The organism is Clostridium weizhouense, assembly GCF_019431045.1.
Taxonomy (GTDB): Bacteria; Bacillota; Clostridia; order Clostridiales; family Clostridiaceae; genus Clostridium; species Clostridium weizhouense.
In genome coordinates, this window is the sequence record NZ_JAHXPT010000002.1 from 210817 (window position 1) to 224538 (window position 13722).

The window sequence follows — 13722 nt, forward strand, 5'->3', positions numbered from 1 at the left end:
CCTCCTAAATATCTCTATAAAAACAACTTCTATTTCCTGTATGGCAAGCAGCTCCTTTTTGTTCTACAAGAATTAAAATAGTATCATTATCACAATCTATTTTTATCTCTTTTACATATTGAAAATTCCCTGAAGTTGTCCCTTTATTCCAAAGTTCTTTTCTACTTCTACTATAAAACCAGGTAGTTCTATCTTTTAAAGTCTTTTTTAAACTTTCTTTTGACATATATGCAAGCATCAACACATCTTTATTCTTATATTCTTGAACTATGGTTGGAACTAATCCATTACACTTATCAAAATTTATAAAACTTATATATTCATCAATATCCATACAGTATCCTCCATTTAAATTAACATTATATTTTAAGTAATTGTTTATATTTTTTTAACTTACTTAATGTAATGAATGTATATTAATCGAGTCTTCAATTTAGTTTATTACCATAAAGCTTAGTTAAAAATCACAATCTAATAGCAATATTTTTATCTTTTAAATATCTTTTGACTTCATCAACTCTTACTTCTCCATAATGGAATAATGATGCTGCAAGTGCTGCATCTGCTGAATTATCTTTAAACACATCATAAAAATCATCTAAACACCCACATCCTCCAGATGCTATAATTGGTAAATTCGTTACATTACTTACTGCCTTAATTAATTCTAAATCAAACCCTTCTTTAGTTCCATCTGCATCCATTGATGTTAAAAGTATTTCTCCTGCACCTAATTTTGTTGCTTCTTCAATCCATGATAACATATCAATACCGGTATCTATTCTTCCGCCATTAATAACAACATTCCATCCCAAATCATCTATTCTTTTCTTTCCATCTACGCCTAGAACTATACATTGATTTCCAAAATAAAATGCTCCCTCTTTAATTAAATTTTTATCTTTAACAGCTGCTGAATTTAAACTAACCTTATCTGCCCCAGCCCTTAAAATTGATTTTATATCATCTAAAGTTTTTAAGCCTCCTCCAACGGTAAATGGAATAAATATTTTTTCTGCAACTTCTTCAACTACTTTAAGTATTATACTTCTCTCTTCATGTGTAGCTGTTATATCTAAAAATACCAGTTCATCTGATCCTTGCTCATCATAGTATTTTGCTAAACTAACTGGATCTCCGACATCAACTAACCCCTCAAAATTAATTCCTTTAACAACTCGTCCTTCTTTTACATCTAAGCAAGGAATAATTCTTTTAGTATGCATATATTCCCTCTCCTTTTACTTATCTAGATAATTCTATTGCTTCTTTTAATGAAAGTGTTCCAGAATAAATGGATTTTCCTACAATTGCACCATATATATCAAGTTTTACTAAATCTTTAATATTATCTATATCTCTAATGCCACCTGATGCTGTAATATCAATTTCTACTGTTTCTTTAAGTTTTTTTAACATTTCAATATTTGGACCTTCCAATGTTCCATCCTTACTTATATCAGTAACTATTATATTTTTAACACCTATTTTCTTTATTTCCTTCGAAAAATCTATATAATTGTGTTTACTTCCTTTTAGCCACCCTCTACTATAAACATATTCATTTTTACAGTCTATTCCAACTGAAATTTTTTCTCCATAAATATCTACTGCTTTTTTTAATAATTCTTTATCCTCCATAGCTACTGTTCCAAGAATAATTTTTGATATACCATTTTCTAATAGATTTTTAATTGTTTCAAAATTTCTAACACCACCACCTACTTCTACTGGTATATCTAATTTTTTAGCAAGTTTTAATATTATTTGATGATTAATACATTCTCCATATTTTGCTCCATCTAAATCTACTAAATGTATATATTCAGCACCTAGATCTTGAAATTTTTTTGCTACACCATATATATCTTCACCAACTACCTCTATTTTATTGTAATCACCTTGATATAATCGAACTGCTTTTCCTTTAATTATGTCTATTGCAGGTAATATTATCATTTAATCATCTCCCCAAAATTTTTTAAGAGTTTAAGACCTATATTACTACTCTTTTCAGGATGAAATTGAATTCCTATTACATTATTATTTCTAACTATGCCTGGTATTTTATTAGTTCCATATTCTGAATAAGCAACCAAATCATCTGCATCATATTCTTGTGCATAATAAGAATGAACATAATACACAAATTCTCCTTCTTCTACGGCTTCAAGCAAATTATCATCTTTACTATAAATAAGATTATTCCATCCTATATGAGGGATTTTTATATTATCCTTTATGTTTTCCTTCATTTTAATAACATTTCCTTTTAATAAACCTAATCCACTTCTTTCTTCTACTTCAAATCCCTTTTCAAAAAAAAGTTGCATTCCTAAACATATTCCCAAAATAAATTTTCCCTTTTTAACTTCATTTTTTATTAGATCATCTAATGATTCTTTTTCTATATTATCCATGGCATCTTTAAACGATCCAACACCTGGTAATATTAATGCTTTAGCCTTTATAATATCATCTTTATTAGAAGAAATTTTACTTTCTAAACCAATACTCTTTAACGCATTATAGACACTTTTTAAATTCCCCATCCCATAATCTATTATGACTATCATATTGTTTTCCTCCAGGTCTTGCTTATTTGCTAATTGTTTATATATAATTTTTATTTCATCAACTTATATTAGCCCCTTTGTTGATGGAATATCATTAAATCCATTTCTTTCTTTTGCTTCATTTATAGCTCTTCCAAGGCCTTTAAATAAAGCTTCAATTTTATGATGATCATTACTTCCATATAATAATTTACAATGTAATGTTACACCTGCATTAAAGGCAAATGCTCTGAAAAATTCTTCAACCATTTCAGTGGAAAATCCTCCTATATTTTCTCTTTTAAATTCACAATCAAATACTAAAAAAGGGCGTCCACTTATATCTAAAGATATTAATACTAAAGTTTCATCCATCGGCAAATAAAACGTTCCATATCTATTTATACCTTTTTTATCTCCCAATGCTTCCTTTAAACATAACCCAAGTACTATTCCAATATCCTCAACTGTATGATGATCACAAACCTCTAAATCTCCATCTGCCAAAATATTTATATCTATTTTGCTATGGAATGAAAATAAATTTAACATGTGATCTAAAAAAGCAATTCCTGTATTAATTTCACTTTTTCCAGAACCATCTAAATTAATTTCTATCATAATGTTTGTTTCATTTGTTTTTCTTTGAATTTTAGAAATTCTATCCACCATATTATTCTCCACCTTGATATATAAATATATCTTTTATCCCTTCTATAACCTTTTTGTTTTCTAATGGAGAACCTACTGTAATTCTGAAAGTATCATTTTGAAAGTTTCTTATTAATATTCCCTTATCATTTAATCCATCTAATAATGCTTTTTTATGAGAAGTGCTTCCCATTATAAAATTCCCTTTTGAAGAATAAAACTTTATATCCATAGATGCATTTTTCTCTATATTTTTTAATTCTTTAAACAATAGTTCTCTTTGTTTTATTATTTGATTAACATTTTTTATAACTCTTTCTGGATATTTTAATGCTATTAATGCCATAGCTTGAGAATATGAATTTACAGTATAAGGTATCTTTTTGTGTGATAGATATTCTAATATAGATGTATTACCTATAAGAAAGCCTACTCTTAAAGCTGCTAACCCCCATGCTTTAGATAATGTTCTTGTTACTATTAAATTTTTATACTCATTTATATAATGAATCATTGATTCTCCATAAAATTCATAATAAGCTTCATCAACGACTATAATTTTATCCTGAAAAGTTTCTAATATTCTAACTATCTCTTTAACACTTAAAGCTAATCCAGTAGGATTATTAGGATTAGAAAACATAATTAAATCTACATTATGCTTTTTCCCATAATCAATAAACTCATCTAAATTAAACTCTGATATATTATTAACTTTATATTTTTTAATTTCTCCTCCAAATAATGAAACATAAAAATCATACATTACGAAATCTGGATCCATTGTAAGCATTTTTTTACCTTTTCCCATTAATGAACTTATAATCAATTGAAGCATTTCATCAGATCCATTTCCAACAATAATATTTTCAGCCTCTGTACCCGAATACTTCGCATATAATTCTCTAATTTCAAGCATACTATTTTCTGGATATCTGTGAAGATCTATATTAGATAAATTACTTTTTATTTCAAGCATTATATTATTATCCATATCTATATAACTTTCGTTACTGTTTAAACGTATTTGATATTTTTTATCAATGCTTATATAATCATTCATTTATTCTAACCTCACTTTCACAGAATTTGCATGAGCTGTTAACCCTTCTCTATTAGCTAATGTTATGATTCTGTCACCATTTTTTTCAATAGCTTCTTTTGAATAATATATAAATGATGATTTTTTAATAAAACTATCTACAGATAATGGTGAAAAAAATCTTGCTGTTCCATTAGTTGGAAGGACATGATTTGTTCCACCAAAATAATCCCCTACAGGTTCTGGACAATATCTTCCTAAAAATATAGAACCGGCATTTTTAACTTCTCCTAAATATTCCATTGGATTGTCTACCATAAGTTCTAAATGCTCTGGTGCTATTAAATTAGATATATCAATACATTCTTTAATGTCATTACATATTATTGTTTTTCCAAAGCATTCAAGAGATTTTCGTATTACTTTTTCTCTTTCTAGATTTTTTATTTGTATTTCTAATTCTTTTACTACACCTTCATATAGTTTTTTAGATGTAGTAACTAATATGGATGAAGCTAACTCATCATGTTCTGCTTGAGACATTAAGTCTGCTGCAATAAATTTAGGATTAGATTTTTCATCTGCAATTATTAAAATTTCACTAGGGCCTGCAATCATATCTATATCAACATTTCCAAAGACTAATTTTTTAGCAATAGCAACAAAAATATTTCCAGGCCCTACAATCTTATCTACCTTTTTAATTGTTTCAGTTCCATAAGCTAAGGCTCCAATTGCTTGTGCCCCTCCAACTTTATAAATTTTATTTACTCCAACAATTTTTGCAGCTACTCCTATATAAGGATTTATTCCTCCATTTTTATCTGGTGGAGTAAGCATTATTATTTCATTTACCCCTGCAACTTTAGCAGGAATAACATTCATTAATACTGAAGAAGGATATGCTGCAGTTCCCCCTGGAACATATACTCCTACATTTTCTAATGGACTTATTTTTTGCCCTAAATATACTCCCATTTCTTTTGTTATAATAAATCCTGATTGTTTTTGTTTTTTATGATAATCTTCTATATTAATTTTAGCTTCTTGTAATGCTTTGATAAACTCTTCTTCAACTTTATTAAAGCATTCTTCCAATTCTTTTTGACTTACCTCTAAATCTTTAAGTTCAACTTTGTCAAATTCTTTAGTAAAATTTATTAATGCTTTATCACCCTCATTTTTAACTTTAGATAATATTTCAGTTACAATGTCTATTACTTTAGATTGTTCTACTTCTTCCCTTCTTTGAAGTTCTATAATTAAATCTCTTTTATTTATTTCATTAAACTCCAATAGTTTTAGCATTATACTCCTCCTCAATCTGATTATTTATTATTGCTTATCACTTATTTCCTAAAAATTTATAAATAGAATTTTTTAATTTTATATGTTTTTCTTATTTCCTTAAATAATTTTTAATTTTATTTATATTTAAAAGTGTTAACTATATTAGAAAAACTAAATAACTTTTTTTATTCTATTAATAAATGTTTTTATTTCTTCTTGTTTTAATTTAAAGCTTGCTTTATTAACAATAATTCTTGCACTTATTTCGCATATAGTATCTAATACAATTAATCCATTTTCTTTTAATGTTATTCCAGTTTCCATTATATCCACAATACCATCACATAATCCTAAAATTGGTGCTAATTCTACTGAACCCTCTATTTTTATAATTTCGATATCCATTTCCTTTTTCTTAAAATACTCTTTTGCTACCTTTGGATACTTAGTACCTATTTTTATATGTCCTATTTTTTTAAAGAGATTCTCATTAGGTAAAGATGCTACTATAAAATTACACTTTCCTACCCCTAAATCTAATATCTCATAACAATTATTATCACTTTCTAATATAGTATCTTTGCCAACTACTCCAATATCCGCTACTCCATGTTCTACATATGTTATAGAATCAGCTGCTTTTACTAGAAAATAATTAATATTTCCCTTTTCATCCTTAAAAACTAGTTTTCTCCCTTTATCTTTTAATTGATGAGTATCAAAATTAGCTTTATCTAGTATTTTAATTATTTCTTTTTCTAGCCTTCCCTTAGTTAAAGCAATATTTATCCCCATATTTTATATTCCTCCACATTTAACTATCTTTATCTCCTCTAAATTTTCATTACATAATAATTCCACAATCATACCATCATTTCTTAACTTTTCACTTATTTTTATTGCTTGTATAATATTTTTATTGTTATAACACACTTTACATCTTTTTTTATTTTGATAACTTGTATCTTTAGTAATAGATATTATAGAATCAATATCAATAGAAAAACCTACAGCTTGCAAATCTACTCCATCTGATTTAATCAACTTATCATACCTTCCACCTGTTAATAACGAATCTCCAATTCCTTTTCCATATCCTCTAAATATTATTCCATTATAATAATTAAGCTTTGGAACCATGCCTAAATCAAAAGTTATATTATCTGCATATCCTAAACTTTCTAATTTAATATATATATCCTCTAAATACTCTATACAACTCATAAGTTCATTGTTGAATGCCATTTTTTTACTTTCTTCAAGTATATTTTTATCTCCAAACATCCATGGCAATTTATTAAAAAATTCTTTTAAGTTCTCATCTATGTTTAATTCGTTCAAAAAATCTTTTAAGTTTTTTAAATTTTTATCCTCTATTAATTTTGCAATTTTCTTTTTATTTACTTCATTAATATCTAAATTCTTAAATGCTCCATTAAAAAATTTTATATTGCCAATCTCTAGTTTAAAATCTTTTAATCCTAACCTTTTTAATGCTTCTAACGCTAATACTAATATCTCTATATCAGCATTTTCTTTTCCAAGACCTATTAGTTCAATACCACAATCAGTATATTCATTTCTTTTTCCCCCAAGACTTTGATGAACTCTGAAAACATTAGATATATATCTAAGTCTAATAGGCAATTTTTCACATTTAAATTTAGTACTAACTAAACGAGCTATCGGTATAGTCATGTCTGGTCTTAATACTAATGTTCTTCCTTTATTATCAAAAAACTTATACATTTCTTCTTCTTTTAAACTTTCAGGGTAATAATTAAAGGTTTCATAAAACTCTAAAGTTGGTGTAATTACTTCCTTATATCCCCACAGTTCAAATAATTTATCTATATTATTTTGTATACTTCTCTTTATAATACATTCTTCTAACACTAAATCTCTTGTCCCTTCTGGAAGCATATTTCTCTTACTCATTTAAAATTCACCCACCAATACTTTTTATTACTTTATCACACTAAAGTAATTATTTAAATTATAATAAGTTAAAATTTAAGGATTGTCAATATTTATTTCTTAAATAATTTAAATGTTTTTTGATAATATATTATTATATTTTATTCTTTTTATTAATTCTGCAATACTACTATTAAAAATATAATCTTATTTTTCTTAAAAATAATTTTTATATAAATATTTCAGATATACTTTTTTATTTAAATATTTAATATAAATCCAACTTAATAATAGACAAGTAAGAATTTTAAAAATATTTTTTTACAAAAAGTTCTTGAGATACAAACTATTTTAAAACATACCTAATAAAAATAAAAAAGATATAATCAGTCATTACATCGCGCAAAAAATTTTTAAACTTTTAGCACTAATGATAACTAATTATATCCTTATAAAATAAATCAAAACATTTTTAATATAAATGAAAATAAATACTACATTAAAGATGTATAAACATACCTAAGTATTATTTTTTAATTGTCTAAATTCCTTCTCTATCAATTTTATCTATTACATTCTTATCTAATCTATGAATAATCCAGTCATTCATTTGCCTTGCCCCTATACTTTTATAAAATTTAAGAGATGGTTCATTCCAGTCTAAGCAAACCCATTCCATTCTCTCGCATTTTTCTTCTTTAGCAATATGTATTAACGTTTCAAATGCTTCTTTACCTAGACCATTTCCTCGATATTCTGGCTCTATATAAATATCTTCTAAATATAATCCTGCTCTTCCTATAAATGTTGAGAAATTAAAAAAGTATATTATATACCCAATAATCTTATTATTAAATTCTATTAATAATGCATGAGCTCTATTATTTTGAAAAATTGATTCTCTTAATTTTTCTTCTGTAGCCATTACCTGATCTAACATTTTTTCATATGTTGCTATCTTTTTTATAAATTCCAATATAATAGGAATATCTTTTTCTGAAGTTTTCTTAAATATTAAACCATTTATCTTTGTTTCTATATAATTCATGATATACACTCACCTTTTATTGATATTTATCTAATTTAAGCATATGAACGTAAATAATAATCCAAAATTAAATTTCTAATTTATACGTTTGTTAATTTTTAATATATCTTGTATAAAAGAATAGATCTCTAAATTTATTTTTTATTATTATAACTAATTAGCTTTCAGTATAATATGCAACTCCTATACTTCCTGGTCCTACATGTAACCCTATTATAGGACCTATATGCTGAATAGTAACAGGTATACCTAATTTCCCTTCTAATCTTCTAGCAAGTTCTAATCCTTCATTCTCACAATTAATATGATGAACTATAACTTTGCCTAATCCTTTTTCTTTAACATCTTGAAGAACTTTATCTACTATTGTGTCAATTGCTTTTTTCTTTGTTCTTACCTTATTAAATACTGTCGTTTCTCCATTTTCTACTGTTAAAATAGGTTTTATTTGAAGTATAGTTCCAAATAAAGCTGAAGCTCCTCCTATTCTTCCACCTTTTTTTAGATACTTTAGTGTATCTGGAACAAATAAGAATCTACTATTTTCTCTTATTTTTAATACATCATTTACAACTTCACTTATATTATTGCCAGCCTTAGCACTTTTTGCTGCTTGTATTACTTGATACCCCATTTGCATACAATTTGTCGTTGAATCTATTAGCTCTATCTTTGCATTTGGATATTCTTCTAAAATCATTTCTCGAACAAGATGAGAATTTGAATAAGTTCCACTCATTTTAGATGATAAAAATATTCCTACAACATCATCTCCATTAACTACTTTTTCTTTAAATATTTGAAAAAGTTCATCAGTACTTGGTTGTGATGATGTTGGAATCTCATTATTTTTATCCATTTGTTCATAAAATTCTCTATTACTTAAATCGATTTCTTTATAACTTTTACCATTTAAAATAACATTTAATGAAGCAATTGAAATATCATATTCTTTAATTAGTTTTTCTGCAATATAGCTAGTACTATCTGTTACTACCTTTACTGACATAGTCCCCCTCCTAAGATACGTAATTTTTATAACTACAATTATAGCATATTTATTCCTTATTTACTCCATATTATTTTAGTTAACAAAACTTCTGTAATTTTCTGTACATAAAAAAGATATATTAAAATATAATATTTATACCTTAATATATCTTCTTGTAGATACTGTCTCAAAACATGTTTATATATTTCAGATATTTTAATACAGTACCTTTTATATTTTATGAATACTCTTAAGCACATGAAATAAAATAATAGATCTATTCCATAGCTATAAATTCTACCTTTTCAACATGTTGTATTTTAGATAAATCATTTAAAAGTGTTTTTATGTCTCCATTTAATGTAGACATATCAATTGTAACACTTATATTAGCATTCCCATTTATAGGGATGCCTTGGTTTATTGTTAAAATATTTCCACCCTGTTCTGAAATATAATTTATTATTTCAGATAATACTCCTGTTTTATCTTTAACTATCATGTTAAATGTTACTTTTCTCCCTTGAGAAGTTTCTGAAAAATCAAATACATAATCCTTATATTTATAATATACACTTCTACTTATACCTGCAATTTTAGTTGCCTCAGTAATTTCTTTTACATTTCCATGTTTCAATAGTTTTTGAGCAAAAACAACTTTTTCATAAACATCTGGTAATACTCTTTTGTCTATAACTAAGTAATTCCCTTTCATTTACAATCTCCTTCTATTACAACAGCCCCTATATTATCTACATTTAATTCTAAAACGCCCCATTTTATTTCTTTGCTTGCTAAATATTTTTTAAGCTCATTGCTAAAGCTTTTAACCCCAATATCGATTATAGCCATCATTGTTGGTCCAGCTCCACTTAGATAACATCCTAATGCACCAAGTTCATAACTTTTATCATAAACATTATCAAAATGTGGTATCAATTCTTTTCTATAATTTTGATGAAGAGCATCATTGCATGCACTTTTTATTAAATCATATTTCTTAGTTAAAAAGCAAGATATAATAAGTGCAGATCTTCCTATATTATAAATTGCATCTTCTCTTGAAATTTGATTTGGCAAAACTTTTCTTGCTTCTTCTGTAGATAATCTAAAGTTAGGTATTATTGTAATAAATTTTATTTGTTCCTCAATCTCTATTTTATTATAAACTGTCTTATCATTTTCCATTATTGCAACAACCATTCCCCCAAATAAAGCCGGTGCAACATTGTCTGGATGTCCTTCTAATTCAACAGCCATCTGTAAAAGTTCATCTTCGGAAAATTTTTTCCCAATTATTTCATTAGCTCCAACAAGTCCCGCAACTATACAGCTAGAGCTACTCCCAAGACCTCTAGATATTGGTATATCTTGTTTTAATACAGTTATTTCTATTCCTTTAAATATATATCTTGCTTTTTTAAAACAATAATTCATCGCCTGATATATTATATTGTTTTCATTACAGAATTCCTTTGGTATTCCATTAAATTTTAAGCCCTTATCTATTTCCCTAAATTCAAATTCATTATATAAATTTAATGCAATTCCTAATGAATCGAATCCTGGTCCCATATTTGCTGATGTAGCTGGTACTCTTACTTTAATCATAACTTATTTTACACTCCTAAATAAGAAAGTAACGCTTCTTTCATCTCTGATTTGTCACAAACTTCATTATGAAGAATTTTTTCTTCTCCTAATGTAGCTAGACTCTTTGGTATATCATTATTTGTACTTTTAGATAATTCATCTAGTACCTTAAAATCATCAATTTTATCTATATCAATTTTTAAAGCCTTACAAATACTTCTTGAAAATTTAAAAGGACTTGCTGTCGAAGCAATTAATACAGGTTTGGTATCATTTGATTCTTTTTGATATTTATTCTTTACTACATATCCAACTGCTGTATGAGTATCTATTAAATAATTATCTCTGTCATAAACTTCTTTTATTGCATTATAAACTTCTTCTTTTGTTGCATAATTTCCATAAAAATCTTTCATGAATTCCTTCATTTGATCATTTATTTCATATGTTCCTTGTTCATTTAATGAAGTCATTAAATCTTTTATAATTTCTGAGTTTCTTCCACTTGCTTCAAATAATAGCCTTTCAAGATTAGAAGATACTAATATATCCATTGATGGAGATTCCGTTAAAATAAGTTCTCTTTTTCTATTATAAATACCATTTCTAAAAAAGTCTGTTAAAACTTTATTCTCATTAGAAGCACAAATAAACTTATCTATTGGTAACCCCATTTGTTTAGCATAATATGATGCTAATATGTTTCCAAAATTTCCAGTAGGCACTACTACATTTATTTTTTCTCCTTGATTTATTGTACCTTGTTTTACTAGTTCAAAATATCCATAAAAATAGTATACTATTTGAGGTATTAATCTACCAATATTAATAGAGTTAGCCGATGATAAAGTAAATCCCTTTTCTATAAGTTTTTCTTTAAAACTATTATCACCAAAAATTTGTTTTACACAATTTTGTGCATCATCAAAGTTTCCATTTATACCAATAACTTTTACATTCTTACCTTTTTGAGTTAACATTTGCTTTTCTTGGATACTGCTAACTCCATTTTTAGGATAATATACTACTACTCTAAATTCATCAATATCTTTAAATCCTTCTAATGCGGCTTTTCCAGTATCTCCTGAAGTTGCTGTTAAAATTACAATATCTCCTTTTTTATTGCAAATCTTTTTAGCTCTTTTCATTATTTGAGGAAGAAATAGTAATGCAGCATCCTTAAATGCACAAGTTGGACCATGATATAATTCTAAAAAATTATTTTTTACTTGAACAGTAAATCTTTCATTATATGCTTCATTTATAGCATCTACTAATTCATTATCATCAATATCTGTAAAATATTCATTAATAATTTCAAATGCTAATTCTTCATAAGTTAAATTCTTTTTTTCCTTCAAAAAAGAATATATATTAGGAAAACTTTCTGGAACATATAATCCTCCATCTTTAGAAATCCCATTAATTATTGCTATTGCAGAGGTTACATTATTCTCTAAACCTCTGGTACTTCTAAAATACATTTTATCACCCCAAATTTTGTTAAATTTTAAATACCATATATTATATAATATAGTATCATGTGCTCTTATAAAATACAAGTGTTTTTGTATACAACACATCCTTTTAATTCTAATACACAAATAAGCATAACTATTTTGTTAAATAGAAATGCTTATTGGCATTATTTGTATTCCATTTTCTTCTATTTTACAACAAGGTCTTTCAGGTACTACTATACCATTTTCTTTTAAACATTCTATAAGAAAATCACAAGATTCTAAAAATTTTTCATAAAAATCTTCAGTACCTGTTTTTCTTAAAAAACTAATACAACCTGATCTACTACATGATTTTACAACTTTGCCTATGACTTTGCAGTTACAATTTACTCTATCAAAAATATTATAGTCACTATGCATAAAATTATTTTTATTTACTGTAATTACTGCTGATCCTTCACCAGTTGACATAACTAAGTCTTGCGTATCATTTAACTTTAATATTTCTTGAAGATGAGTTAACATATTTAGTAATACTGAAAAATTAAGAATTTTAGATTTTTTACTATCTAATAATAAATTTAAATTGTCACATCCTAGTGATGACAATAAAATTATTAATGTATCTATATATGATAATAATGATTGATTTGTTATTAACCCTTCAATTTCTATTAATTCTCCTGATGCAATCTCATCACTAATAATATTATTTCCATTTCTCGTTTGCAAAAATTGTCCTTCAGTTAAATAATTATTTAAACTTCCATTCAATGCAAATGTTGTATAAGTTCTTCTTAATTCATCTTCTTGTCTTATAAATGCTTTGCCATCTAAGTCTCTCGATATTTGATTATGTTGTTCTGCATTTATAATGTTTCCCTCATTTTCATCTCTATATCCCTCTCTTTCAAGAGTTCCATTAGTTTCCTGCTTAGATGACCCATTTCTACTATCCACATGAACACCAGTATGAATAGTTGAATCTTTAATTTTTCTTTGAATTCTAGTTTCTATATATCCTGATAATACTAAAGATGATAAATTTCTAACTAAGTTTTCATCTAAATAAATAAGTACAGCAAAAGGATTGGCCATAAGTTCACTCCTTTTAAAGTATTGAAATATATACTATATATATTTATTATAATTAATTCTGTTATATGATTTTT

Annotated in this window: 15 protein-coding genes; all 15 read right to left on the reverse strand. The window is 26.2% G+C overall.

Annotated elements, in window-relative coordinates:
* Positions 1 to 4: 4 nt before the first annotated feature.
* Entirely contained in the window at positions 5 to 334 is a 330-nt protein-coding gene (gene hisI / locus KYD98_RS03650) for a phosphoribosyl-AMP cyclohydrolase (protein ID WP_219778225.1), read from the reverse strand.
* 130 nt (positions 335 to 464) lie between these two features.
* A complete protein-coding gene (gene hisF, locus KYD98_RS03655) occupies positions 465 to 1226 on the reverse strand; it encodes an imidazole glycerol phosphate synthase subunit HisF (protein ID WP_219778226.1) in 762 nt (253 codons plus the stop codon).
* 19 nt (positions 1227 to 1245) lie between these two features.
* The gene (hisA, locus tag KYD98_RS03660) at positions 1246 to 1959 is read right to left on the reverse strand and encodes a 1-(5-phosphoribosyl)-5-[(5-phosphoribosylamino)methylideneamino]imidazole-4-carboxamide isomerase (protein ID WP_219778227.1); all 714 of its coding nucleotides are present in this window, start codon (positions 1957 to 1959) and stop codon (positions 1246 to 1248) included.
* Positions 1956 to 2576, reverse strand: coding sequence for an imidazole glycerol phosphate synthase subunit HisH (gene hisH / locus KYD98_RS03665; protein ID WP_219778228.1), 621 nt, complete (start codon positions 2574 to 2576; stop codon positions 1956 to 1958). Before hisH ends, hisA begins: the two co-directional genes overlap by 4 nt.
* 63 nt (positions 2577 to 2639) lie before the next feature.
* Positions 2640 to 3227, reverse strand: a complete 588-nt coding sequence (gene hisB / locus KYD98_RS03670; protein WP_219778229.1) for an imidazoleglycerol-phosphate dehydratase HisB — start codon at positions 3225 to 3227, stop codon at positions 2640 to 2642.
* Position 3228: 1 nt separating this feature from the next.
* Complete coding sequence (gene hisC / locus KYD98_RS03675) at positions 3229 to 4269, reverse strand: histidinol-phosphate transaminase (RefSeq protein ID WP_219778230.1); 1041 nt, start codon at positions 4267 to 4269, stop codon at positions 3229 to 3231.
* A complete protein-coding gene (hisD, locus tag KYD98_RS03680) occupies positions 4270 to 5556 on the reverse strand; it encodes a histidinol dehydrogenase (RefSeq protein ID WP_219778231.1) in 1287 nt (428 codons plus the stop codon).
* Between the two features lie 153 nt (positions 5557 to 5709).
* On the reverse strand, positions 5710 to 6333 hold the full coding sequence (gene hisG / locus KYD98_RS03685; RefSeq protein WP_219778232.1) for an ATP phosphoribosyltransferase: 624 nt from the start codon (positions 6331 to 6333) through the stop codon (positions 5710 to 5712).
* A 3-nt stretch (positions 6334 to 6336) separates the two neighbouring features.
* Positions 6337 to 7476, reverse strand: a complete 1140-nt coding sequence (gene hisZ / locus KYD98_RS03690; protein WP_219778233.1) for an ATP phosphoribosyltransferase regulatory subunit — start codon at positions 7474 to 7476, stop codon at positions 6337 to 6339.
* 520 nt (positions 7477 to 7996) lie between these two features.
* A complete protein-coding gene (locus tag KYD98_RS03695) occupies positions 7997 to 8503 on the reverse strand; it encodes a GNAT family N-acetyltransferase (protein ID WP_219778234.1) in 507 nt (168 codons plus the stop codon).
* 157 nt (positions 8504 to 8660) lie between these two features.
* Positions 8661 to 9512, reverse strand: a complete 852-nt coding sequence (gene fakB, locus KYD98_RS03700; protein ID WP_219778235.1) for a DegV family protein — start codon at positions 9510 to 9512, stop codon at positions 8661 to 8663.
* Between the two features lie 259 nt (positions 9513 to 9771).
* Complete coding sequence (locus KYD98_RS03705) at positions 9772 to 10209, reverse strand: ACT domain-containing protein (protein WP_219778236.1); 438 nt, start codon at positions 10207 to 10209, stop codon at positions 9772 to 9774.
* Positions 10206 to 11105 carry a homoserine kinase gene (thrB, locus tag KYD98_RS03710; RefSeq protein WP_219778237.1) on the reverse strand — a complete coding sequence of 300 codons (900 nt, stop codon included), beginning with the start codon at positions 11103 to 11105 and terminating at the stop codon, positions 10206 to 10208. The genes KYD98_RS03705 and thrB overlap by 4 nt, the downstream gene beginning before the upstream one ends.
* Before the next feature lie 8 nt (positions 11106 to 11113).
* Entirely contained in the window at positions 11114 to 12571 is a 1458-nt protein-coding gene (thrC, locus tag KYD98_RS03715) for a threonine synthase (RefSeq protein WP_219778238.1), read from the reverse strand.
* Between the two features lie 138 nt (positions 12572 to 12709).
* On the reverse strand, positions 12710 to 13648 hold the full coding sequence (locus KYD98_RS03720; protein WP_219778239.1) for a hypothetical protein: 939 nt from the start codon (positions 13646 to 13648) through the stop codon (positions 12710 to 12712).
* Between the last annotated feature and the right edge of the window lie 74 nt (positions 13649 to 13722).